Raw genomic sequence first — 23,357 nt, forward strand, 5'->3', positions numbered from 1 at the left:
AGGAGAATGACGATGTCTGGTAAAAATTCCATGCACGATCCTGATCCGGCGCTGAGCAAGCCGCTCTGGCAACGACTGGCCTGGCTGGTCGGAATCTGGGCGGGCAGCGTATTCGCGCTGTTCATCGTGGCCAGCCTGATGCGCATGTTCATGAGCGCAGCGGGCCTGACGACACACTGATACTGAATTCCCGTTCGTGTCTGCGGACACGTTTTGCGACCCTCTTGCCACTCGCGTGGCAAGGGGGTCTTTTTTTGTGCCGTGGGCGTGGGTTACTTGCGGGCTTTCAGGATCACGAATTTCGGCGTAGCGGCGACTTGTTCGACGCCGCGGAACAAGCGCGACAGCTTGGTGTGATAACCCAGGTGGCGATTGCCGACGATGTACAGCGCCCCGCCAGTCACCAGTGCGGCCCGGGCCTGAAGAAACATCCGCCAGGCAAGAAAGTCGCCGACCACTTGTTGCTGGTGGAAGGGCGGGTTGCACAGCACCACATCCAGCGAATCAGGCTCCTGCATCTCCAGACCGTCGCCTGCTTGAATCCGTACGTCGCGATCACCCAGCGTCGCTTGCCAGTTCTCGGCTGCCGATTGCACGGCCATGAACGACTCGTCGACCAGCGTGTAGTGCGCCTGCGGGTTGTCCAGCGCACTGGCGATGGCCAGTACGCCGTTACCGCAACCCAGGTCCGCGACCCGTGCCGTGCCAAGATTTTTTGGCAGATGCGGCAGGAAAGCGCGGGTGCCGATGTCTAGCCCGTCGCGGCAGAACACATTGGCATGGTTGAGCAGTTCGATGGCCGGTTCATCCAGCCGGTAGCGCGTCGGGTAGGGCGAGCTCCGCACTTCCATAGGCTGTGGCGTGGCAAACAACAGCCTGGCTTTTTTCACTGCCAGCGAGGCCTGGACCGGTCCGACATATTCCTCCAGCAAGTCGCCAGCCGAACGCGGCAAATGCTTGACCATTGCTGCAGCGATAACCCGTGCGCCGGGGGCCAGCTGGCCTTGCAGGCGTATCAGTTGCTCCTCGAGCAGCGCCAGGGTCTTGGGCACACGAATCAGCACCCAGTCGAATGGCCCCTGCAACGCTTCGCTGGCCGGAATGTGCGGTACTGCGTCGTAGCTCATGCCGTTGCGCGCCAGATTCTTTTCCAGCGCCTGTGCCGCCAGAAACGAGTCGGTACTGCTGATCACCGTGGCATGCGGCGCGAGACTTGCCGCCAGCGCGCCGAAACTGTCATTGAGCACCAGAACCCGGCTTGGCAGGCTCAGCCCTGTTTGTGCAACATGATTGAGCAGGTACTCGTCAGCGGCATCGAAGGCCTGCAGGGGCTCATCCTGTTGCTCGGGTTGGCGAATGAGATCAAGTTCAGCGAAGGGACTGATGAGCAGGGGCATTGGCGGGAGAACTCTGTGCAATCGAAGGTATGTCAGTGAGCCCGATGACAGGTGGGCTCGCTGAGACAGACGATTTTACGTATTTTTTCGTTTCGATACCTGTCTGATTACGCGGTGATTGCCCGTTTTGTCAGAACATCCCGCTGAGTGCGGCTTGTACGGCGGCAGCCGTCTTGTTGCAAACGCCCATTTTTTGAATGGCGCTGGCAATGTGGAAGTGAATGGTGCGCTCCTTCAGGCAGAGGATCATTGCGATGTCGCCAGCTGTTTTGCCTTCAGCGGACCATTTGAGGACTTCGATTTCTCTCTGAGTCAGGTTTTTTGCTGGCGAGGGCTGTGAGAAATTTATGTCCATTGTGTTCATGTAGCCTCCTTGCAGTACGTGTACAGACCTTGCTGGGTGTTTATCCAGTCTAGGAACAAATAGACCGCAATCCGTCAGGCTGCGGATCAGCCGGACGGATGGGCTGATGGCACTTGGCAGTGTGTTTCGGGGCTGTCGGCTGAAACCCCCGCGCGAGAAGGGTCGGGGTAATCGGCTCTGTGGACGTTCGACCCTGCAAGGGCTGATCCAAGAACCAAATACTCTAAGCGGCAGAGCCCGTTGCCGGGTAATCCATCACAAATAGCCGGTGTTTATCGAGCCTGCTTTGCGGGACACTGGGCTCTGCTTTCCATATTCAGGAGTTCAAAGCGCACCATGACCGTCAGTGACGACAAATTCACCCGACAGACACTGCAGCGTGTCACGCCGCTGACCGCGAACCTGTTTACCCTGCGCACCACGCGTGATCCCGGTTTTCGCTTTCGTGCCGGACAGTTTGCGCGTCTCGGGGTGACCAAGGCCGACGGCACGGTGGTATGGCGTGCCTACTCGATGGTTTCTTCTCCGCATGACGAGTTTCTGGAGTTCTTTTCCATCGTGGTGCCGGATGGCGAGTTCACCAGCGAGTTGAGCCGCTTGCGTGAGGGTGACAGTCTGTTGGTGGAAAAGCAGGCGTTTGGTTATCTGACCCTGGATCGCTTTGTCGATGGGCGCGATCTCTGGCTGTTATCCACAGGGACGGGTGTCGCACCGTTTCTGTCGATCCTTCAGGATTTCGAGGTCTGGGAGAAGTTCGAGCGGGTGATTCTGGTGTACAGCGTTCGTGAGTCGCGCGAGCTGGCTTATCAGCAGTTGATTGCCGAACTGATGCAGCGTGAGTACTTGGCTGAATACGCGGACAAGTTTCTGTTTCTGGCCACGGTGACCCGCGAGCAGCATCCGGGCGCATTGAATGGACGTATCACGCAGTTGATCGAAAACGGGGAGCTGGAGCGCGCGGCCGGCATTGCTCTCACGCCGGAGCATTCGCGGGTGATGCTGTGCGGCAATCCGCAGATGATCGATGACACTCGGGCGATTCTCAAGCAGCGCGAGATGCGCTTGAGCCTGTCACGCAAGCCTGGGCAGGTGGCGGTTGAGACGTATTGGTGAGGGTTGGCGGCTAACGATGGCTGTCGTGCCGAGCATTGGCACGACAGTCACATAACTATCTCTCCTCACGCTCCGCTTCGGCATGCAGTTCGTGACGCTCCGCGTCACACAGCGGTTTTTTGATGTCAGGTAAATAGGGGGTCGGCTCAGGTCACCTTTTCGCCCCTCGGCGAGTCACTTTGATGGGGCCAAAGTGACCAAAGCCTTTCGCTCCGTTTCCGGCCCGACTTCGTCCTGTCACTTACGTCGCAATTTGCGTCGTCAGTGCCATCATGGTTAGGGCCGATGGCCTGCAGGTGCAGGCCTTACTCAATCAAAGCGTACGCGCAGGATCCACGGTAATGGGCGCTGCCGGTTTGCTCTGCTCTTTGAGCAGGTCGCGTATCTCGCCCAGCAGGACTTCTTCTTTGGAGGGTGTTGGCGGCAGGGTAGGTGCCTTGGCTTCTTCGCGTTTCAGGCGGTTGATGGCCTTGACGCCCATGAAGATCGCGAACGCGACGATGATGAAGTCGAGGACGGTCTGGATGAACTTGCCGTACGCCAGCAGTACCGCAGGTGCAGTCCCTTGTGCGGGGCGCAGGGTGACGGCCAGGTCGCTGAAGTCCACGCCACCAATCAGCAGGCCCAGCGGCGGCATGATGACATCGCCGACGAACGAGGAAACGATCTTGCCGAATGCCGCGCCAATGATAATACCGACGGCCATATCAACTACGTTGCCTTTGACCGCGAATGCCTTGAATTCCTTAAGCACGCTCATGGGGTAATTCCTTGTAGCAGATAAATTTGATCCGGATTAGTGTAGCCCAGACGTACTGTTGCCGCCCGTGCCACATTCAATCGACCGGAGTCGTCCATGTAAGTTTTATCCGGTTTTCAAAAGCAGTCGTCGCCCAGCGACTGGCAGGTGTTGCAACCTGCGTTATCATGGGCGTTTTCTAACGACTGGGGTTGTGATGGCCAAGGCCAAACGCTTGTACGGCTGCACCGAGTGCGGCGCGACATTTCCCAAGTGGGCGGGCCAGTGCAGCGAATGCGGTGCCTGGAACACACTGGTCGAAACCATGATTGAAAGCGGTGCCGCCGCGCCGCCCACCGGGCGTACTGGCTGGACCGGTTCGCAGGCGCAGATCAGGACCCTGGCGGAGGTCAGCGTCGAAGAAATCCCGCGCTTCTCCACCAACTCCACCGAGCTGGACAGGGTACTCGGCGGCGGTCTGGTTGACGGTTCGGTGGTGCTGATTGGCGGCGACCCCGGCATCGGCAAGTCCACAATCCTCTTGCAGACGCTGTGCAACATCGCCCAGCGCATGCCTGCGCTGTATGTCACCGGTGAGGAATCCCAGCAGCAGGTCGCCATGCGCGCCCGGCGCCTGGGCCTGCCGCAGGACAAGCTGCGGGTCATGACCGAAACCTGCATCGAGACCATCATTGCCACCGCCAAGGTCGAGAAGCCCAAGGTGATGGTGATCGATTCGATCCAGACGATTTTCACCGAACAGCTGCAGTCGGCCCCTGGCGGCGTGTCGCAGGTTCGTGAAAGCGCCGCCTTGCTGGTGCGTTACGCCAAGCAGAGCGGCACGGCGATCTTCTTGGTCGGCCACGTCACCAAGGAAGGCGCCCTGGCCGGTCCGCGTGTGCTTGAGCACATGGTCGACACCGTGCTGTATTTCGAGGGCGAGTCGGACGGTCGCCTGCGCCTGTTACGAGCGGTGAAGAACCGCTTTGGCGCGGTCAATGAGCTGGGCGTGTTCGGCATGACCGACAAGGGCCTGAAAGAAGTCTCCAACCCGTCGGCGATCTTTCTCACTCGTGCGCAGGAAGAAGTGCCGGGCAGTGTGGTCATGGCCACCTGGGAAGGCACGCGACCGATGCTGGTGGAAGTGCAGGCGCTGGTAGACGACAGTCACATGTCCAACCCGCGCCGCGTAACGCTGGGACTGGATCAGAATCGTCTGGCCATGCTGCTGGCAGTCCTGCATCGCCACGGTGGCATTCCTACTCACGATCAGGACGTGTTCCTCAACGTGGTAGGCGGTGTGAAAGTGCTGGAAACCGCCTCCGACCTGGCCTTGATGGCAGCGGTGATGTCCAGCCTGCGCAATCGCCCGCTGCCGCATGACTTGCTGGTGTTCGGTGAGGTGGGGCTTTCCGGTGAAGTCAGGCCGGTGCCCAGCGGCCAGGAGCGCCTCAAGGAGGCCGCCAAGCACGGCTTCAAGCGCGCCATCGTGCCCAAGGGCAACGCGCCGAAAGAAGCGCCGCCCGGCTTGCAGATCATTGCCGTTACGCGACTTGAACAGGCCCTCGATGCGCTGTTCGAGTGACCTCGCCCTGAGGATTATTCCTGCAGTTCGATCAAGGCTGCCAGTTCCCGATCCAGTTCCTCGGGGTCTCCGAGGTTCAATTCGACCAGCCGCCTAAGGTGGCTGATTGACTCCAGCCCAATGTGCCGGCAAACGAATCCCAGTTGCCGGTTGTTGTCATGGGTGATTTCGACATCCATTTTCACATGGGCATCGTTGCTCAGAATGATGTCGACTTCAAAGGGCTGCGTCTGATCACCGTTCCACGGATCAGGCCGGTCGATCAGCAACCCTTTGAGGGACAGGTCGACCAGTTGCACTTTCCAGCTTTTGTCGCCTTGCTTCAGATCGGTCTTGGCATCAAAGGCAATGCGTTTGAAACGACGGCGATCTTCGGGTGAGTCGGTCATCGAATGAACTCTCTTGGTGACCGCCACCGGAGTCAGCGGGCAGGTCGTTATCTGATCGATTCTGTTGTCCATGCACGATAGACCGGAAAGCAATTGCAGAACAGTTCTGCATCGCTGTTTTGTGATCGGAACGCCATCTGTCGAGGCCATTCCAGCCCTCTATGCCGGGTATCTGCCGCAATTGATCAAATTTCGACCTAGACCTTGGTTGGGGGTGGTCTTTCGCTGATCCGGCGCTAAACTCGCATGGCTTGCCTTCTAGTCAACTCTGCTGGAATAAAAAAATGAAAAATAATAATAGTCTGATGCGCCATGTTCCCTGGCTCATCGTCGCAATTGTCGGGGCATGTGCCCTTGGGGTCGTGGCCTTGCGTCGCGGAGAGGCGATCAACGCCTTGTGGATCGTGGTCGCCGCGGTAGCTATCTACCTGGTTGCCTATCGTTACTACAGTCTTTTCATCGCCACTCACGTCATGCAGATCGATCCGCTGCGCGCGACACCGGCGGTGGTCAACAACGACGGTCTGGACTATGTGCCGACCAACAAACACATCCTCTTCGGTCACCACTTTGCAGCCATTGCTGGCGCAGGCCCGCTGGTAGGCCCGGTACTGGCAGCGCAAATGGGCTATCTGCCCGGTACGCTCTGGCTGATTGCCGGCGTGGTGCTGGCCGGTGCGGTGCAGGACTTCATGATCCTGTTCCTTTCGACGCGCCGTGACGGACGCTCGTTGGGCGATATGGTCCGCGAGGAAATGGGCCGTATTCCCGGCACCATTGCACTATTCGGCTGTTTCCTGATCATGATCATCATCCTCGCGGTGCTGGCGCTGATCGTAGTCAAGGCCCTGGCTGAGAGCCCGTGGGGCATGTTCACGGTCATGGCGACGATCCCGATCGCGATGTTCATGGGCATTTATATGCGCTACATCCGTCCAGGACGCATTGGTGAAATCTCCATCGTCGGCGTCATTCTGTTGCTCGGCTCCATCTGGGTCGGCGGCATGGTTGCGGCGGATCCGACCTGGGGGCCGATGTTCACGTTTACCGGCGTGCAGATCACCTGGATGCTGGTCGGTTATGGCTTTGTAGCGGCCATGCTGCCGGTCTGGCTGCTGCTTGCGCCCCGTGACTACCTGTCGACCTTCCTGAAAATCGGCACCATTCTGGCACTGGCGATCGGCATCCTGATTCTGGCGCCCGAGCTGAAAATGCCGGCCCTGACCCAGTTCACCAACGGCACAGGCCCGGTCTGGAAGGGCGCACTGTTCCCGTTCCTGTTCATCACCATTGCCTGCGGTGCAGTGTCGGGTTTCCACGCACTGATCTCGTCGGGCACGACGCCCAAACTGCTGGATAACGAGAAGAACGCCCGTTACATCGGTTACGGCGGCATGCTGATGGAGTCCTTCGTGGCCATCATGGCGATGGTTGCCGCTTCGGTGATCGAGCCAGGTGTGTACTTCGCCATGAACAGCCCGGCTGCGGTGGTCGGCAGTGACGTGGTGACCGTTGCGCAGACCGTGTCCAGCTGGGGCTTTGCCATCACGCCGGAGCAACTGACCGCTGTCGCGAAAGACATCGGTGAAAACACTGTTCTGGCCCGTGCCGGTGGTGCTCCGACGCTGGCCGTCGGTATCGCGCAGATCCTTCATCAGGTGCTGCCGGGTGAAAACACCATGGCGTTCTGGTACCACTTTGCGATTCTGTTCGAGGCGCTGTTCATCCTGACCGCCGTCGACGCCGGTACACGTGCCGGACGCTTCATGCTGCAGGACTTGCTGGGCAGCTTCGTTCCGGCCCTGAAGCGCACCGAGTCGTGGACGGCCAACGCCATCGGTACCGGCGGTTGCGTGGCACTGTGGGGCTATCTGCTCTATCAGGGCGTGATCGATCCGCTGGGCGGCATCAATACCCTGTGGCCGCTGTTCGGTATCTCCAACCAGATGCTTGCCGGTATCGCTCTGATGCTGGCCAGCGTGGTGCTGATCAAGATGAAGCGTCAGCGCTATGTCTGGGTGACCATGCTGCCCGCTGTCTGGCTACTGATCTGCACCGTGACCGCTGGTTTGATCAAGCTGTTCGACGCCAACCCTGCGGTAGGTTTCCTGGCTCTGGCCAAGAAATACAGCGCGGCGGCCGATGCCGGTCAGATTCTGGCCCCGGCCAAAACCATGGACCAGATGCAGCACGTTATCTTCAACGCTTACACCAACGCCGGGCTGACCATATTGTTCCTGTTCGTGGTGGTCAGCATTCTGTTCTACGCCATTAAAGTCGGCCGTGCGGCCTGGAGCACCAAGGAGCGCACCGACAAGGAAGCTCCGTTCCAGGCCATGCCGCCAGCGTCGCAGGTGTGATGATGGTTACCCACAGAGGATTTGCCCATGTTCAATGACCTGAGTCGCCTCGGCAAATATCTCGGTCAGGCTGCGCGCCTGATGGTGGGCATGCCGGACTACGACACCTATGTCGAGCACATGCAGAACACTCATCCGGACAAGCCGGTGATGACCTACGAGCAGTTCTTTCGGGAGCGGCAAGAGGCCCGTTACGGCGGTAAGGCCGGTCCGAAGTGCTGTTGATCCGCTGATCTGCGTTATGGTTTGATCCGACGCGCCGCAGGCCATCACCTGTGGCGCGTTTTCATTTCAGCTGAATGCCTCACGCCAGGAGCCTTATGACTGAGTTGCAACCCATCCCCGTGACCGTGCTGACCGGTTTTCTGGGCGCCGGCAAGACCACCTTGCTGCGCCACCTGCTCAAGGCCGAACACGGCCTGAAAATCGCCGTGATCGAAAACGAATTCAGTGATGCAGGCATCGACAGCCAGTTGCTCGGCACCGACCCTGTGCAGATCATGACCCTGTCCAACGGTTGCGTGTGCTGCACCATCCACACTGATCTGACCAAGGCGCTCTACCTGTTGCTGGAGCGTCTGGACAGCGGCGAGATCGCGTTCGACCGGCTGGTGATCGAATGCACCGGGCTGGCCGATCCCGCGCCGGTCGCGCAGACCTTTTTCATCGATGAAGAGCTGCGCGAGCGTTACATCCTCGACGGCATCATTACCCTGGTCGACGCCGCGCATGCCGATACCCACCTGGCGCAAACCATCGCCCAGGCGCAGATCGGTTTTGCCGACCGGTTGCTGGTCAGCAAGCGTGATCTGGTTGACGACGCAGCCTTCGAGGCCCTCAGTGCACGCCTGACCCGCATCAACCGCCGTGCGCCGATCCGTATTGTCGCGCACGGCAGGATCGACCTCGCCGAACTGCTCGACGTACGCGGCTTCAACCTCAATGCCGACCTCGGCGGCGGCATGATCCTGCGCCCGCTGGCCCCGGCCGGCAATTCCGCTGACCGGATCAGCAGCCTGGTCCTGCGCAGCGAAAAACCGCTGAACCTGGACCGCCTCAGCGAGTTCATGAACGAACTGCTGGAAGATCACGGCAAACAATTGCTGCGTTACAAGGGCGTGCTCAACATCGAAGACGAACCACGCAAGATGGTGTTTCAGGGCGTGCTCAAACTGTATGGCTTCGACTGGGACACCGAGTGGGCCGAAGGCGAAAAACGCGAGAGCGTGATTGTGTTCATTGCCGATGAGTTGCCGGAGGAGAAGATTCGGGCGGGGTTCGAGAGGGTATGTGGGTGAGGAGACGAATAGCGGCTGAGCTTCTGCCCATACAGTGAACCGTCCAACAAAAAGCCCCGGCTCTCACGAGTCGGGGCTTTTTGGTGCTGCGCTTAAGCCAGGCTTATCAAGCGCCGTAAACCGGCAGCTTGGCGCAGATGGCCTTGACCTTTTCGCGAACCGCGTCGATCACGGCTTCGTTGTTCAGGTCAGCCAGGATGTCGCAGATCCAGCCGGCCAGTTCCTTGCACTCTGCTTCCTTGAAGCCGCGAGTGGTCACTGCCGGGGTGCCGAAGCGCAGGCCGGAGGTGACGAACGGGGAGCGTGGGTCGTTTGGTACGGAGTTCTTGTTGACGGTGATGAAGGCGCGACCCAGAGCGGCGTCGGCGTCTTTACCGGAGATGTCCTGTTTGATCAGCGACAGCAGGAACAGGTGGTTCTCGGTACCGCCGGAGACGACGTCGAAGCCACGCTCGATGAACACACCGGCCATGGCCTTGGCGTTCTTCACCACTTGCTGCTGGTAGGTCTTGAACTCAGGCTGCAGCGCTTCCTTGAAGCACACGGCCTTGGCTGCGATGACGTGCTCCAGCGGACCGCCCTGGGAGCCAGGGAATACTGCAGAGTTCAGCTTCTTCTCGATCTCGGCGTTGGCGCGCGCCAGGATCAGGCCGCCACGTGGACCGCGCAGGGTCTTGTGTGTGGTGGTGGTCACGACGTCGGCGAATGGCACCGGGTTCGGGTAGACGCCTGCGGCGACCAGACCGGCTACGTGAGCCATGTCGACGAACAGGTAGGCACCGACCTTGTCAGAGATTGCACGGAAGCGCGGGAAGTCGAGGATCTGCGAGTAGGCAGAAAAACCGGCGACGATCATTTTTGGCTTGTGCTCGACAGCCAGGCGCTCGACTTCGTCGTAATCGATCATGCCGTTGGCATCGATGCCGTACTGAACGGCGTTGTACAGTTTGCCCGAGGACGAAACGCTGGCGCCGTGGGTCAGGTGACCGCCGTGAGCCAGGCTCATGCCCAGAATGGTGTCGCCGCCTTGCAGCAAGGCCAGGTAGACCGCCGAGTTGGCTTGCGAACCCGCATGTGGCTGAACGTTGGCGTAGTCAGCGCCGAACAGTTCCTTGGCGCGGTCGATGGCCAGTTGCTCGATAATGTCGACGTACTCGCAACCACCGTAGTAGCGCTTGCCTGGATAGCCTTCTGCGTACTTGTTGGTCAGGGCCGAGCCTTGAGCTTCCATGACGGCCGGACTGGTGTAGTTTTCCGAGGCAATCAGCTCGATGTGTTCTTCCTGACGCAGAGCTTCTTGCTCCATGGCGGCAAACAGATCGGCGTCGTACTTGGCGATAGTCAAATCACGGCTGAACATGGCAGTCCTCAAGGGGGCATGGCGGAAAAGGCGACTATTCTACCCCATCGGGTTTTATCTGGCATATGAAAGGCAGTCATCTTGAACAGTGAAGGGGTTCACGCAGCGCAGTAAAATGCGCTGCATCCTCGGTTCTATGGGCTTCTGCAGGCAAGACCACGCCGGTGGCCTTACCTGCGTCGCTGGCAAAATCCCTTCGCATCAACCCGTATAAGCGCTCAAAGGCGGCCTGCGTGCGGCCCACGGCTGGGCGCGCTCCAGTTGCCCGGCGAGGCTCAGCAGGGTCAGTTCGTCGCCAAACCGCGCGGCGAAGTGAGAGCCCAGCGGTAGCGAATCGGCTGTCCAGTAGAGGGGCACGGACATGGCCGGCTGGCCTGTTGCGTTGAAGATCGCCGTGTAGGGCGAGTAGCTGTGCGAAAGCGCGATGAAGTCCTGCAGGGACCGGCTGTCGTCGTCGAAGGCCAGTTCTCCCAGGCGCGGCGGCGCGCGGTTGAGCGTCGGGGTGAGGACAATGTCGTACTCTTCGAAGAAGCCGGCCATCGCCCGGCCCAGTGCATGCATCGATTCGACCGCGGAAATGTAGCGTGTCGCCGACAGTTGCCCGCGTTCGCGCAGAATGACGCGGGTGCGCGGCTCCAGTTCGTCCATAGAAACCGGGAAACCGCGCATTTTGCCCAACAGATCGAGGTAGCCCTGGGTGTGTGAACCGATGATGTCGAACGTCGCATCGAGGAATTCAGGCAGCTGGATCGGCAACGTCGCCGGGACCACGCAATGCCCTAGCGCCTCTAGCAAGGCCGCCGTGTGCTGCAGTGCAGCCAGGGCTTCCGGTTCGGCGGGCCAGGGTGATATTGCCGAGATCAGAGCGATTTTCAGGCGCCTGGGATCGCGTCCCGCGGCGTGTGCAAACGGCGTCGCCGGCATGGGCGCCGCATAGGGAGCCCCCAGGTCACTCCCGGCAGTGGCGTCGAGCAGGGCGGCGCTGTCGCCTACCGACAGGGTGATCGCATGGGCTGTGCTCAGGCCTGCCCAGCCCTCGCCGACCATCGGGCCGGACGGCAGCAGGCCACGCGATGGCTTGAAGCCGAATACGCCGCAGCAGGAGGCCGGTACGCGAAGCGAGCCGCCGCCATCGTTGCCATGGGCGAAAGGGATGGCGCGCGCCGCAACCAGCGCTGCTGCACCCCCGCTGGAACCGCCCGCGCTGTATTGCGGATTCCAGGGATTGCGGGTCGCGCCGAAGCGTTGCGATTCGGTGCTGTAGGACACGCCGAATTCAGGCGCGGTGGTTGTCCCGATCAGTTGGCAGCCTGCCTGACGCAGCCGGCTGACGATTTCGCAGTCGATGTCTGAGCGAAACTCGCCCAGCGCATGCGAGCCACTGGTCATGCGAGCCCCATTCATCGGTGTGAACATGTCTTTCACCAGCGTTGGTACGCCTGCCATGACGCCCTGTCTGACGCTGCTCCCGCTCGCCTGGCTGCGCGCCTGATCGTAAAGCCTTTCGCTGACGGCGTTCAGGCCTGGCTCGACCTGTTCTACTCGCTCAATAGCGGTTTCCAGCAGCTCGCCGGGGCTCACCTCGCCATTGCGTACCAGTGTTGCCAGGCCTCGGCCGTCCAGCGTATTGAATAATTCGTGCAGGTCTTTCATCGATCGTCTCCAGGATTGAAAGCGTGTCGTCGCGTTGCGCACGCCACTTAAAAGCTGATGCCGGTACGCAGCGCTACGGTGTAGCCCTCGGCACGGTTGTGGGCGTCGAACTCCTTGTAGGCGTGCAACCAGATGGGCGGCAGACCGGCGCCGGGTTTGAAGTAACTCACTGCAGGGCCTGCGGCGAGTACTCGGGCGCGATTGCCGCGGGTCAGTCCCGGCGCGTCGTCGTCCGACAGCTGTCGGTAGTAGTAGCCGCCAATGCCGACGGTCCAGTCGCCCACATGCTGGCCCACTGCAAACTCATGTCGGTACTCAACGCCACTGCGGTAATCGGTGTCGGGGTTGCGCGCGTTTATATCGATCTGGAAACTCGAGGAAACCTCGAAGCCACCGGGTGAAATGTAGGTCGCGTTCAACAGCGGAGAAACCGTCCAGTGATGAGTACCAGGGCTGACCAGACGGTTTTTGTCATAGTCCCCGGTGGGCGCCTGAAACATCAGTTGGGCATTGATGCCCAGCCCCGGTCCGAGCTTCCAGTCCAGGATGATCGGCACCACTTGCAGGTCCGCCTGACGAAACAGCGATGCACTGTCGCTGAAGACCCGTTGCCCCCCGGCGTTCACGCCCAGGTCTGCATCCATCTTGAAGAAGATCGGCACCACCGCGAAACCATAGCGGGCCCCCAAAAACTCCTGCTCGGTCATTCGCAAATAAGCGAGGCCGATTGCCAGGACGTTGATCTGGAAATCGTTGGGGCTGTCATTGCCGTGGCTGTCCTTGATGACATTCGCCCGGTAGTTGCTGATGCGCATGCCGACGGTGCCATTGGGGGTGGTGGGCGGCATGAAGCCTGCGCCAAAGTCGAAAACGCCGGCGGCTGTCGTAGGTGCAGCATTCTCGGTGGCGCACGCTGTGGACGATAACCACAGGATCGCCATGGCGAGCCCTGAAGCGCTAAGGAAGTAGTTTTTTAATGACATCGGTAAGTGCCTTGTTATTTTTATGGGCGAGCACGGCCCTCCCTTGCGGGGTGGCAGTTATTGGAAAAACCGGAAATGGGCTGGAACGCGTTGGCGTCAGCCGTCAGTCAAATGCAGCAACTGAGCGATCTGTGCTTTACGGGTGACACCGAGCTTGTTGTAGATCTTTCTCAAGTGGTGCCGGACGGTGCAGGGCGACATACCGATGTTGCGAGCGACTTCCTTGTACGTCTGTCCGACCGCAAAGCCTCGGGCGACCTGAAGTTCGCGCGTGCTCAACAGTTCCAGACTGCTGCGTCGGCGCGCCGTCAATAGAACCAGGTCGCCCACCGGCTGCGAGGTGATGTGCAGGTTCTGACTCGAATAACCCTCTTGAGGGTTGCACTGTCGGGGCAGACGATTGGACGGTCTGTCAGGCCATTCCGAGCCGAGCATCGACGAGAACGCAGGTTCCATGGAAAGCAGCACGCCGTAACGATCGCTTACTGCCATGGCGGTCTCATCGTAAGCCCCCTGAGTCTCGCGCAGGGTCGTGAGCGTGCGCAGGTAACTGGCCTGTTCAGCGGCGATCAGATGCGGCATCAGCCACTCGATCAGGCGTTTGTCCAAGGGCGAAAAGGGCGTGTGGTCAGCCGAGCGAAACAGCGTCAAATGCACGCCCTGCTGGGTGTGCGGGTCGGTCAGGACAATGCCCAGAGCGAAACAAAGGTCGTACTGGCGTCCGAGTTCGGCCAGCGCGGGAGGTGCATCCGCTGCCGTACAGTGAATGACCTGACAGACGCCTTGGGTCTGATGCATTCTGCCGACGCTGGCATCCGAGGTCTTGAGTTGCTCCCACTCGGCGGGATAGCCGGTGGGCAGGCCGAGCAAAAAGGAACTGTGCTCGACGGGCCAGTTGTCACGCCAGGTGGATCTTCCCCACCAGGCCTTGTCGAACGGCACCAGCGCGCCCGCCCGCTCAAGCGCCTGTTGATGAAACGTAGAGATCGACGCGCTGCTGACCTCGGTCTGAAGCGCGAGAATCACCTTGTTCAAGGCTTCAACGACCTGACAGGAAACACTGTCCAGGGATGTTGTATCGCTGATCATGCTACCCCCTTGTGTTCTTTATTATGGGTAGAGCGCTCGCTGTCATCGACGCTGTGCGAGGCAGTGGCTCAAGTCTACTCATATTCAAGGGTTCGGCTATCGTTCAAATGTACGATGGCCGGGGCGCGAGGCCCGCATTCAATCCAGCATGAACAACGCATCATTGCTGAATTGCGCTTCGAACTGCGCAGGGGGCATCGGGCGGCCGAACAGGTAGCCCTGGACTTCGTCGCAGTCGTGTTCGCGAAGAAACTCCAGTTGTTCATGGGTCTCCACGCCTTCGGCGATCACCGAGAGGTTCAGGCTATGAGCCATGGCGATGATGGCGCGGGCGATCTGGGCGTCCTGCTCGCCGGATGGCAGGCCATCGACGAAGGTGCGGTCGATCTTCAGCACGTCAATCGGGAACTGTTTGAGGTAGTTCAGCGACGAGTAGCCGGTGCCGAAGTCATCGACGGCGATGCTCAGGCCAAGGTTTTTGAGGCCATCGAGGATCTGCATGGCCTCGTTGACCTCGCGCATCAGGATGCTTTCGGTCAGTTCCAGCTCCAGGCAGGCGGGTGACAGGCCGGTCTGTTCGAGTATGAGGGCGATACGCTTGCCGAGCTGACCGTCCGAGAACTGCCGTGCCGAGATGTTGACCGACACCTTGGGCACGCGAACCCTGGCCTGATGCCAGTGTTTGAGTTGGCGGCAAGCTTCGGCCAGAACCCAATCGCCGACTTCCACGACCAGCCCGAGCTCTTCGAGCACCGGGATGAAGTCGTTGGGCGGTACCAGCCCGCGACGTGGATGGCGCCAGCGCAGCAGGGCTTCTGCGCCCGTCAGGCGTTTGCCGTCGCCGCTGAACTGCGGTTGGTAGAAGAGGGTGAACTCCTTCTGCTCCAGGGCGTGGCGCAAGTCGCTTTCCAGCTCCAGACGCTCCAGAGCGGTGGCGTTCATGTCTGCCTGATAGAACTGGAAATTGTTCTTGCCGCGCTCTTTGGCGTGATACATCGCTGTGTCGGCGTTCTTCATCAACTGACTCAGTTCCTTGCCGTCCTGCGGGCTGAGGGCGATGCCGATACTGGCGGTCACAAAGAACTCGCGGCCTTCGAGTACGAAAGGCGTTATCAGGCTGGTCAGAATGCGTTCGGCAACGTGAATCGCGCGATTCAGCGCGGCTTCGCGGGTTTCATCCGGTTCCAGCAGCAGGGTGAATTCATCCCCGCCCATGCGGGCCACGGTGTCATCCACCGATACGCAGGCGAGCAGGCGCGTGGCCATTTCCTGCAGCATCCGGTCGCCCGCGGCATGGCCCAGGGAGTCGTTGATCGGTTTGAAGCGGTCGAGGTCGAGGAACATCAGCACCACCCAGGCCTGCTGGCGCTCGGCGTGCTGCAGCGCCGAATGCAGTCGATCCTGAAACAGGGTGCGGTTGGGCAGGTGAGTCAGCGCGTCGTAGTAGGCCAGACGGTGTATGCGATCCTCGCTGGCCCTGCGCTCGCTGATATCGCTGAAGAAGCACACGTAGCTGGCCAGGTCGCCTTCATCGTCGAGGACTGCGGTAATGCCGACCCAGGCCGGGTAGTGTTCGCCATTACGGCGCTTGAGCCGGATTTCACCTTCCCACGTGCCTTGTCCGTTCAACTGCCTGAGGATGTGGCGCAGCCGGGTTTCCTGTTCGGACTCCACGGTGAGCATGCCCGGCAGTTGATCGAGCACCTGAGCCACTTCATAGCCACTGACGCGGGTAAAGGCCTCGTTGGCCTGCACGATATAGCCAGCGGGGTCGGTAATCAGAATGGCGGATGTCGAATGCTCGAATACGGTGGCAGCCATGCGCAGGTCTTTCTCGGCCCGACGCTGCTGACTGATGTCCCGGCCCACGCCGAAGATCCCCTCGAAATTGCCGTGTTCGCCCCACACCAGAACCACGCGCAGTTCCACCGGGATCTTGCGTCCGTCGGCACGCAGGCAGTCGAACAGGAACATTCGGATGGTGACTTCTTCGCGCAGCCTGGCGAGTTCCTGAGGTTTGTCGAGGACCTTGTCGATGCGGTCCATGAGCGCATCAAAACCGACTATTTGCTGGGGGTTGGCAATAGCGGCGGACCAGCCGTTCTGCAGGATCCACTCGGCGCTGTAGCCCAGCGCACGTTCTACCGAAGGGCTGACGTAGTTGACTGCCAGCCGGCCGTCGGTGGAGAAAATCACATCACTGATGCTTTCGGCGAGCATGCGGTAACGCTGTTCGCTGTCACGCAGTGACTGGCTGGACGCGACCTGCTCGGTAATGTCCTTGGCAATGCCGATGATACGGGTGACCCGGTCTTCTGCGTCCCAGGCCAGCGCCTGCTCGCGAATGTCGAAAGACCGCCAGTTGCTCTCGCGGTCCCGGAAGCGCAGCACGCGTTGCAGTAATTCATTGTGCCCGTGGTGACGCTGGCGCAGGCGCATGTCCTGATAGTTTCGGGCGTCCTCAGGGTGCAGCAGGACTTCCCAGAAGAACTCGCCCATGGCGTGCAGTTCTGACTTGCTGTAACCCAGCGTGTAGCCGAAGTGGTGGTTGCTGTAGATCACCCGCTGGCTGAGTACGTCCTGAACGTACAAATGGTCCGGTACGGTGCTTACCACGTCGGACCAGAAGCTCTCGCGGTCCAGCAATGACAGCTCGACCTGTTTACGGCTGGTGATGTCGCCAATGCTGAGAATCACCGCATCGAAGTCGCTGCGTGTCTCGGGCAGGCGCATGACCAGCCACAGGTGCTGATCCTCACCGCTTGCGCGGGTCAGGCAGATTTCCAGTTCCAGTCGTGGCTGCCCGGCGAGAACCGCCTGAATGATCGGAATGCCGACGCCCGGACGCGAGCGTGATTCGCCCTCGATCAATGGTTGCCATGCCTGTTCGCGGTGCTCAATATCCAGCAGGCTCAAGGCAACTTCGTTGAGTTCGCTGATGCGCAATTGCTGCAACAGGCGTTTGAGCGAGGCTGGCTGGCTTTTGAGCAGACGCTCGAAGTCCTCGCCGGTCCTGACCTCAAGTGCTTCCAGTTGCTCCTGAAGGCCGGACATGTCCATGACACATATCGCGACGCCCGCGCCTTCGAAGATATCCCGGTAGCGGCGCCTGCTCTGCAGCATCTGACGCTGGCGTCGGCGCAGGCTGATCAGCGCGATCAGCGGCAGGATCGACAGCAGCAGGCCGATCAGGCACTTGCCGATCAGTGGCGCAAGCAGTTCGCTGCGGGCCTTGTAGGTGTCGAACAGTCCCCGCAGTTGCCAGTCACTGTTGCTCAGCGGCTGCAGCAGAATGGTATCGGACAGACCACTGTCCGCTTCGTTGGCCGGCACCTGTTCATGGATAATGACCCGCTGCGTCTTGCGCTGTTCAAGACGCCACAGGTGCTGAAAGTTCTGCGCCGGCTGGCTGGCAAGTTCTTTCAAGGCGTCGGGTGCCACGCGCACTGCCCAGTAGTCGCCGCTCACCCCGTTGCCCAGGCGAATCAGTATATAAATCTGGTTGCCGTCTTCGGAGCCGGTATAGAAGTAGGGGCGACCGCGCGCCTGCTTCATGGCTTGTTCGAGAAACTCACCGTCGCGCGAGGCCTCGGCACTGTCACTGACAATTTCACCCTCCCGATTCAGGCGAGCGACGCTGCGCAGTGCGGGCAGGGCAGTGCGCAGGTTCACCAGCGTCGTCGGCTGCTCCAGCCGCTCCCCCGAGGATAGCGCCTCGTCCAGCAGGTTCATGGCGATCTGCGCCTTGAGCGCCATGTTCAGACTCATCCGGTCTGACAACTGGACGCTGTACTCCAGACTGCGCTGACGCTGGCGCTCCTGAGTCTGATGAAATTGCTCGATCAGCTGCCAGAGCAACAGGGCAAGCACCACCAGAACCAGGCCCGCCAGAATGCCTTTCACTGACCCACGCAGAGGCCTGGTCGCACTGTCTGTAGCGACACTTGATGACGACAGAGGCGTTGAAGTGGGCAAATCGCTGTTCCTGACTGCTGGACTGAAGCAGTGGTGCTTTAGATAAAATAGGCGGTCGCCCAAAGAGGGCGGCTAGCATGCCTTTAGTTGTGGCAAAGTGCCAGTCCCATTGGGCCGTATCGTTTGCCCTGCACGCAGCATTCGGGTAGCTTTGCGCAACGTGTGGTATCCACCGACTCCTGCATGAGTGACTCCACTTTTTGCAATATCGATCAGGCTTTATATTTGCCAGCACTGCCCCGATATATTTCCAACTGAGTTTATTCAAGGCTCGGAACGGTCTCGCGGCAAGTCTCAAGGACAAATAAAAGCTTTTTTCCGGCCGGAGCTTTAAGCTCGTTACCCAAATCGGTCCTCATTACAGACGCTAGGTTTTCATTTCATGGCTCAATACGTCTACACCATGCATCGGCTGAGCAAAGTTGTGCCGCCGAAGCGTGAAATCCTGAAAAACATCTCTCTGTCTTTCTTTCCCGGTGCCAAGATCGGCGTGCTGGGCCTCAACGGTTCGGGTAAATCCACGCTGTTGAAAATCATGGCGGGTGTCGACACCGAGTTTGATGGCGAAGCGCGTCCGATGCCGGAGCTCAATGTGGGTTATCTGCCGCAGGAGCCACAACTTGACCCGAACAAGACGGTCCGTGAGGTCGTCGAAGAGGCGGTCAGCGTGATCAAGGACGCTCAGGCGCGTCTCGATCAGGTCTACGCCGAATACGCCGAGCCGGACGCTGATTTCGACAAGCTGGCGGCCGAGCAGGCCAAGCTCGAATCGATCCTGCAGGCCAGCGATGGCCATAACCTGGAGCGTCAGCTGGAAGTCGCCGCCGACGCGCTGCGCCTGCCGGCCTGGGATGCGAAGGTTTCGGTCCTTTCCGGTGGCGAAAAGCGCCGTGTCGCGCTGTGCCGCCTGCTGCTCTCGGCACCGGACATGTTGCTTCTCGACGAACCGACCAACCACCTGGATGCCGACTCGGTCGCCTGGCTGGAGCATTTCCTTCACGACTTCCCGGGAACTGTGGTTGCGATCACGCACGACCGTTACTTCCTGGACAACGTGGCTGGCTGGATTCTGGAACTCGACCGCGGCGCGGGCATTCCTTACGAGGGCAACTATTCCGGCTGGCTTGAAGCCAAGTCGGACCGCCTGGCGCAGGAATCCAAGCAGCAGACCGCTCACGAAAAAGCCATGAAAGACGAGCTGGAATGGGTCCGCAAGGGGGCCAAGGCGCGTCAGTCCAAATCCAAGGCGCGTCTGCAACGCTTCGAAGAGATGCAGTCGCAGGAATTCCAGAAGCGCAGCGAGACCAACGAGATCTATATCCCGGCCGGTCCGCGTCTGGGCGACAAGGTTATCGAGTTCAAGAACGTCACCAAGGGCTATGGCGACCGCGTGCTGATCGACAACCTGTCGTTCTCCATGCCCAAAGGCGCTATCGTTGGCGTGATCGGCGGCAACGGTGCCGGTAAGTCGACATTGTTCCGCATGCTGATGGGCAAGGAGCAGCCGGATTCGGGCAGCATCGAAGTCGGTGAAACCGTGCAGCTGGCCTGCGTGGATCAGAGCCGTGATGACCTTGACGGCAGCAAATCGGTGTTCCAGGCAGTGTCCGACGGTTCCGATGTGATCCGTATCGGTAACTATGAGATTCCGTCGCGTACCTACGTCGGTCGCTTCAATTTCAAGGGCGGCGATCAGCAGAAGTTCGTCAAGGACCTGTCCGGTGGTGAGCGTGGTCGTCTGCACCTGGCGCTGACCCTGAAAGAGGGCGGCAATGTGCTGCTGCTCGACGAACCGTCCAACGACCTCGACGTGGAGACCCTGCGTTCACTGGAGGAAGCGCTGCTGGACTTCCCGGGCGCTGCCATTGTGATCTCTCACGATCGGTGGTTCCTTGACCGTGTAGCCACGCACATCCTGGCGTACGAAGACGATTCGCAAGCGATCTTCTTCGAAGGCAACTACACCGAGTATGAAGCCGATCGCAAGAAGCGTCTGGGCGAAGCGGCTGCCCAACCGCACCGTGTGCGTCACAAAAAGCTGGCCTGATCAGCGTTCAGGCAGGCGCCGCTCCTTGCAAGGAGCGGCGTTGCCGCTGGTCGGCCTGGCTCACGCGTCAGGTTCGATCAGCAGCACTTCAATCGACTGATCGCCCGCCGGGCGCTGCCACAACACTTCATCGCCTTTCTGCGCACCGATCAGGGCGCGGCCCAGTGGCGACCCCCAATTGATCTGTCCTTTGGCTGCATCGGCCTGATCCTCTCCGACCAGATGCACGCGCTGCTGGTTGTCCTGTTCATCCGCGAACGTTACCCAACTGCCTATCTGCACTTTTTCGGTCGACACGGCCGGTGCGACGACCTGCGCGCTTTGCAGGCGCTGGTTGAAGTAGCGCAGGTCCCGTTCCAGATCGGCCAGTCGCTGCTTGTCTGCCGCTTCGCCCAACGCGGTTTGCGTGCTGTGCTGCGCCTGCAGGCTGCTGACGTGTTTCTTCAACATGGTCAGGCCTTCGGCCGTGACGTAGTTGATCTGTGTACTGACCAGCCGCTCTACCGGTTGCTCGGCCTCGGCGGCAGCGTTGTCTTCGTTTACGAATGCGCGGCTCATGAAATGTCCTCCCTAATAGGCTTTGGGCCACAGCAGGGCATCATTGGTTTCGTCGATTTTCCAGGCTTTGTGGGTCAGTTCGGGCGGTAGGCCTTGGCGGCACTGCGGGTCTTTTCCCGCTCCCAGGCGCGGTCACGCTCATTGAAGACCTGGCCGGGATCGAGCCGGTCGCGATTGTCCTGCGAGGTCTCGCACTGACGAAAGCCATCGGTCCAGCCCTGGGCGTAGAGCTTGTCTTTCAAGTAACGGGGCACGTTTTTGCGGAATTGGCCGGTAGTGGCGCCTGCTGCATCCCTGCCGCTGCTGCAGCCGTCCTGATAGCCGTCTGCAAAACCCGGCGGATAACCCTCCGCCAGCATCTGGTCACGGGTGGACTGACAACCCGCCAGCACGATGGCCAGCGACAACAACAGCCAATACCGCTTCATGGTGATTCCCTCTGCTTATGAGAGGAGTCTAGAAGGTAATTTGTGAGTTATTTGTAAAAGCGATGTAGGGAGCGTGTAATGGCAGTGTGCTTTTATTTTCGACGCACACTGCCGGCGACTCGCTACTGATCCGGTCAGTAGTGATACCACTTCACCTCAAGCATCACTTCGTTCTGTGGCGAACTCATCTGGCTGAATTCACGCTGGGCGCTCAGGCGCAGGCCGAGGTTGCGGGACAGCTCCCATTGCTGGTTGAGACTGACGCTGCGGCGCACTTCGCCATTGGTGAAATAGTCGCCCTTGGCTTCCAGGCTGAGGTTGCCCAGCGGGTTGCGCCACAGCACGCCCGTGTTGAAGCCTGCAGCGGGGGAGATGAATTCGGCGAAATCGTTATTGTGTTCGACCCGCACGGTGCCCAGTGCGAAGCCAAGCATGTCATCGGCCAGTTGCCAGGTGCCGCCGCCACCACCGTTGACATGGCTGACGAGGTTTTCGTCGCCGTGCTTGCCGAGAACCCGTTCCAGGCCGCCGGTGACTTGCCATGACCAGGGTTTCAGCAGTTCAGTGCGCGGAGTCAGTGAGCGAATGGTCGCCAGGTCCAGTTGCTGCACCTGCCAGTCATTGCCTTCGTATTGACGCACCTTGAGCTGAAGAATCTCGATCTGCGCACCCAGCGGGAAGCCATAGGCGTTGTCGTTCAGGTCGTGATAGGCCATGCGCAGGCCATATTCGGCAAACGCCTTGTCACCGCGTGTGCCCGCTCCCAGCTGCCAGGTGCGTGATTCATGGCCTTCTTCCGGCAGGCCGGGGCGCGGGATGTCCAGTTGTGGCGGCGGGTTCTGGTTGATCGCCTGCAACAGTTCGAAGCTGCGTTGCGAGCGTTGTGTATCGCGCTCAAGGCCGTTGGCGCGGTAGCGTTCCAGACGATACGCGGCGTCCTGAATCAACGCGCGGCGTTCCTTGGGCTGCGCAAGGTACTCGCTGTTCTGCAGTTGCTTCTGGTCGGCGCTGACCTTCAATACCCACTGTTGCTCGTCTGCATCGAGCGGTTCGGCGCGGCTCAGCAGTTCGCGTTCGCGTGACGGGCGATAGTCGATCTTCTCCACCAGCCCGGCGGCCTTGATCGCCTTGACCGTATCGGTCGGGATCGCGGTCAGGCCGAACTGATCGGTAAGCTTCAGGCCCGGGCGGGCGACCTGCAGCAATTCCAGCAGCCGGTACGAGCAGTTTTCGTCGAAGAAGAAATAACTGAAGCGGATCTGTTTCAGCTCCCAGACGTGCTCGACCATGCGCCCGGTTTCTTCCGCAGTCAGGTTCAGCCGGTATTCCCAGAGGTCACGGTTTTCCAGGCTGCGGTATTCCGACAGTTTTTCCTGATACGGCACTAGCGCAAACAATCCAGGATAGCCGCCTGCCAGACCTTTCCACGCGTACAGAATGCTGTTGTCCATGCCTTCGATGTAGGCACCGAAGTTGATCGCGTAGCTCAGTAAGGTGGTGTTATTGGTTTTCGCGCTGGCCGGATCGATGCGCAGCAGCGTATGGCCAAACATCGACGAGGGGCTATTGAGGTAAGCGGCCGGGAAAATCAGCACCGTGCTGTCCGGGGCCACATCCTTGTACCAGGCTTTGAATTCCTTGCAGTCCGGGGTCGGCAGGCTCGTCAGGTGCAACTGGTCACGCAGCCAGCGAGTGCGTGCCGGGTACACGCACTGGGCGTGGGTCTGTTCGTTACTGACGGGTGCGTAAATAGCGTCGAGTGTTGCGCTTAGCTCCGCCTGCGGGTCGTGTGCACCGTTGGCGGCGAGAAAGAATTTCGGGTCTGTGACATAGCTGCGCCAGCCACCGAGCTTGCCGGCTTCGTAGTGACCCAGAGAAATCCAGAACGGTTCATTGGCCAATTGCTGCAAACGTTCAGCGCTGGCATGAGGTGCCGCGGACAAAAAAGGGGCACAGACGAACAGCGCCAGCGATACAAGACGTTTGAGCATAGAGGGCAACTAGTCAGAAAAGGGAATC

General features: G+C 60.0%; 19 protein-coding genes. 7 read left to right on the forward strand and 12 right to left on the reverse strand.

Annotation, left to right across the window (positions count from 1 at the left end):
* The first annotated feature begins 12 nt into the window (after window positions 1-12).
* Window positions 13-180 (forward strand): DUF2474 domain-containing protein, encoded by a 168-nt coding sequence (locus tag JOE29_RS03525; RefSeq protein ID WP_002555239.1) that lies wholly within the window; start codon window positions 13-15, stop codon window positions 178-180.
* Between the two features lie 92 nt (window positions 181-272).
* Here the strand turns inward: JOE29_RS03525 and JOE29_RS03530 are convergent, their stop codons facing one another.
* Window positions 273-1,397 (reverse strand): methyltransferase, encoded by a 1,125-nt coding sequence (locus JOE29_RS03530; protein WP_210078798.1) that lies wholly within the window; start codon window positions 1,395-1,397, stop codon window positions 273-275.
* A 130-nt stretch (window positions 1,398-1,527) separates the two neighbouring features.
* The gene (locus JOE29_RS03535; RefSeq protein WP_003340758.1) at window positions 1,528-1,761 is read right to left on the reverse strand and encodes a helix-turn-helix transcriptional regulator; all 234 of its coding nucleotides are present in this window, start codon (window positions 1,759-1,761) and stop codon (window positions 1,528-1,530) included.
* A gap of 336 nt (window positions 1,762-2,097) precedes the next feature.
* Here JOE29_RS03535 and JOE29_RS03540 point away from each other — a divergent pair, with 336 nt between their 5' ends.
* Entirely contained in the window at window positions 2,098-2,874 is a 777-nt protein-coding gene (locus JOE29_RS03540) for a ferredoxin--NADP reductase (RefSeq protein ID WP_003424640.1), read from the forward strand.
* 313 nt (window positions 2,875-3,187) lie between these two features.
* Here the strand turns inward: JOE29_RS03540 and mscL are convergent, their stop codons facing one another.
* Complete coding sequence (mscL, locus tag JOE29_RS03545) at window positions 3,188-3,634, reverse strand: large-conductance mechanosensitive channel protein MscL (protein ID WP_003313807.1); 447 nt, start codon at window positions 3,632-3,634, stop codon at window positions 3,188-3,190.
* 196 nt (window positions 3,635-3,830) lie between these two features.
* Between mscL and radA the strand changes: the two genes are divergently transcribed.
* On the forward strand, window positions 3,831-5,198 hold the full coding sequence (radA, locus tag JOE29_RS03550) for a DNA repair protein RadA (RefSeq protein ID WP_002555235.1): 1,368 nt from the start codon (window positions 3,831-3,833) through the stop codon (window positions 5,196-5,198).
* Between the two features lie 14 nt (window positions 5,199-5,212).
* On the opposite strand, the gene JOE29_RS03555 is transcribed toward radA, so the two are convergent.
* Window positions 5,213-5,587 carry a PilZ domain-containing protein gene (locus tag JOE29_RS03555; protein ID WP_003313806.1) on the reverse strand — a complete coding sequence of 125 codons (375 nt, stop codon included), beginning with the start codon at window positions 5,585-5,587 and terminating at the stop codon, window positions 5,213-5,215.
* Window positions 5,588-5,871: 284 nt separating this feature from the next.
* On the opposite strand from JOE29_RS03555, the gene JOE29_RS03560 reads away from it, so the two are divergent.
* The 3 genes from JOE29_RS03560 (at window position 5,872) to yjiA (ending at window position 9,245) form a co-directional block, all read left to right on the forward strand.
* Window positions 5,872-7,947: a carbon starvation CstA family protein gene (locus JOE29_RS03560; protein WP_004416062.1), complete on the forward strand. Its 2,076-nt coding sequence runs from the start codon at window positions 5,872-5,874 to the stop codon at window positions 7,945-7,947.
* A gap of 27 nt (window positions 7,948-7,974) precedes the next feature.
* The gene (locus JOE29_RS03565; RefSeq protein ID WP_003313802.1) at window positions 7,975-8,172 is read left to right on the forward strand and encodes a YbdD/YjiX family protein; all 198 of its coding nucleotides are present in this window, start codon (window positions 7,975-7,977) and stop codon (window positions 8,170-8,172) included.
* 95 nt (window positions 8,173-8,267) lie between these two features.
* On the forward strand, window positions 8,268-9,245 hold the full coding sequence (yjiA, locus tag JOE29_RS03570) for a GTPase (protein WP_044312185.1): 978 nt from the start codon (window positions 8,268-8,270) through the stop codon (window positions 9,243-9,245).
* A gap of 106 nt (window positions 9,246-9,351) precedes the next feature.
* On the opposite strand, the gene glyA is transcribed toward yjiA, so the two are convergent.
* From glyA to JOE29_RS03595, 5 genes are all read right to left on the reverse strand, one after another.
* Entirely contained in the window at window positions 9,352-10,605 is a 1,254-nt protein-coding gene (gene glyA, locus JOE29_RS03575) for a serine hydroxymethyltransferase (RefSeq protein WP_058446829.1), read from the reverse strand.
* Window positions 10,606-10,806: 201 nt separating this feature from the next.
* Entirely contained in the window at window positions 10,807-12,258 is a 1,452-nt protein-coding gene (locus JOE29_RS03580; protein WP_210078799.1) for an amidase, read from the reverse strand.
* A gap of 47 nt (window positions 12,259-12,305) precedes the next feature.
* Window positions 12,306-13,199 carry a transporter gene (locus JOE29_RS03585; RefSeq protein ID WP_074951541.1) on the reverse strand — a complete coding sequence of 298 codons (894 nt, stop codon included), beginning with the start codon at window positions 13,197-13,199 and terminating at the stop codon, window positions 12,306-12,308.
* 138 nt (window positions 13,200-13,337) lie between these two features.
* Window positions 13,338-14,330, reverse strand: a complete 993-nt coding sequence (locus JOE29_RS03590) for a helix-turn-helix transcriptional regulator (RefSeq protein WP_122232870.1) — start codon at window positions 14,328-14,330, stop codon at window positions 13,338-13,340.
* 138 nt (window positions 14,331-14,468) lie between these two features.
* Complete coding sequence (locus tag JOE29_RS03595; protein WP_210078800.1) at window positions 14,469-18,305, reverse strand: EAL domain-containing protein; 3,837 nt, start codon at window positions 18,303-18,305, stop codon at window positions 14,469-14,471.
* 382 nt (window positions 18,306-18,687) lie between these two features.
* Between JOE29_RS03595 and ettA the strand changes: the two genes are divergently transcribed.
* Window positions 18,688-20,352 (forward strand): energy-dependent translational throttle protein EttA, encoded by a 1,665-nt coding sequence (gene ettA, locus JOE29_RS03600; protein WP_003399986.1) that lies wholly within the window; start codon window positions 18,688-18,690, stop codon window positions 20,350-20,352.
* Window positions 20,353-20,412: 60 nt separating this feature from the next.
* Here the strand turns inward: ettA and JOE29_RS03605 are convergent, their stop codons facing one another.
* The 3 genes from JOE29_RS03605 to JOE29_RS03615 all read right to left on the reverse strand — a co-directional run bounded on the left by JOE29_RS03605 (window position 20,413) and on the right by JOE29_RS03615 (window position 23,329).
* Window positions 20,413-20,910, reverse strand: a complete 498-nt coding sequence (locus JOE29_RS03605) for a GreA/GreB family elongation factor (protein ID WP_003340434.1) — start codon at window positions 20,908-20,910, stop codon at window positions 20,413-20,415.
* 74 nt (window positions 20,911-20,984) lie between these two features.
* The gene (locus tag JOE29_RS03610) at window positions 20,985-21,338 is read right to left on the reverse strand and encodes a lipoprotein (protein WP_003313791.1); all 354 of its coding nucleotides are present in this window, start codon (window positions 21,336-21,338) and stop codon (window positions 20,985-20,987) included.
* Window positions 21,339-21,472: 134 nt separating this feature from the next.
* Window positions 21,473-23,329: a DUF4105 domain-containing protein gene (locus JOE29_RS03615; RefSeq protein ID WP_044312181.1), complete on the reverse strand. Its 1,857-nt coding sequence runs from the start codon at window positions 23,327-23,329 to the stop codon at window positions 21,473-21,475.
* Window positions 23,330-23,357: the final 28 nt, after the last annotated feature.

The organism is Pseudomonas sp. PvP009, assembly GCF_017832995.1.
Classification (GTDB): Bacteria; Pseudomonadota; Gammaproteobacteria; order Pseudomonadales; family Pseudomonadaceae; genus Aquipseudomonas; species Aquipseudomonas syringae.

Bases quoted from the DNA above. Each gene is read 5' to 3' on its own strand.
- JOE29_RS03605 (WP_003340434.1), bottom strand. From the start codon at position 20,910: ATGAGCCGCGCATTCGTAAACGAAGACAACGCTGCCGCCGAGGCCGAG.
- JOE29_RS03560 (WP_004416062.1), top strand. From the start codon at position 5,872: ATGAAAAATAATAATAGTCTGATGCGCCATGTTCCCTGGCTCATCGTC.
- JOE29_RS03535 (WP_003340758.1), bottom strand. From the start codon at position 1,761: ATGAACACAATGGACATAAATTTCTCACAGCCCTCGCCAGCAAAAAAC.
- JOE29_RS03615 (WP_044312181.1), bottom strand. From the start codon at position 23,329: ATGCTCAAACGTCTTGTATCGCTGGCGCTGTTCGTCTGTGCCCCTTTT.
- ettA (WP_003399986.1), top strand. From the start codon at position 18,688: ATGGCTCAATACGTCTACACCATGCATCGGCTGAGCAAAGTTGTGCCG.
- mscL (WP_003313807.1), bottom strand. From the start codon at position 3,634: ATGAGCGTGCTTAAGGAATTCAAGGCATTCGCGGTCAAAGGCAACGTA.
- glyA (WP_058446829.1), bottom strand. From the start codon at position 10,605: ATGTTCAGCCGTGATTTGACTATCGCCAAGTACGACGCCGATCTGTTT.
- JOE29_RS03610 (WP_003313791.1), bottom strand. From the start codon at position 21,338: ATGAAGCGGTATTGGCTGTTGTTGTCGCTGGCCATCGTGCTGGCGGGT.
- JOE29_RS03530 (WP_210078798.1), bottom strand. From the start codon at position 1,397: ATGCCCCTGCTCATCAGTCCCTTCGCTGAACTTGATCTCATTCGCCAA.
- JOE29_RS03565 (WP_003313802.1), top strand. From the start codon at position 7,975: ATGTTCAATGACCTGAGTCGCCTCGGCAAATATCTCGGTCAGGCTGCG.
- yjiA (WP_044312185.1), top strand. From the start codon at position 8,268: ATGACTGAGTTGCAACCCATCCCCGTGACCGTGCTGACCGGTTTTCTG.
- JOE29_RS03580 (WP_210078799.1), bottom strand. From the start codon at position 12,258: ATGAAAGACCTGCACGAATTATTCAATACGCTGGACGGCCGAGGCCTG.
- JOE29_RS03590 (WP_122232870.1), bottom strand. From the start codon at position 14,330: ATGATCAGCGATACAACATCCCTGGACAGTGTTTCCTGTCAGGTCGTT.
- radA (WP_002555235.1), top strand. From the start codon at position 3,831: ATGGCCAAGGCCAAACGCTTGTACGGCTGCACCGAGTGCGGCGCGACA.
- JOE29_RS03525 (WP_002555239.1), top strand. From the start codon at position 13: ATGTCTGGTAAAAATTCCATGCACGATCCTGATCCGGCGCTGAGCAAG.
- JOE29_RS03555 (WP_003313806.1), bottom strand. From the start codon at position 5,587: ATGACCGACTCACCCGAAGATCGCCGTCGTTTCAAACGCATTGCCTTT.
- JOE29_RS03540 (WP_003424640.1), top strand. From the start codon at position 2,098: ATGACCGTCAGTGACGACAAATTCACCCGACAGACACTGCAGCGTGTC.
- JOE29_RS03585 (WP_074951541.1), bottom strand. From the start codon at position 13,199: ATGGCGATCCTGTGGTTATCGTCCACAGCGTGCGCCACCGAGAATGCT.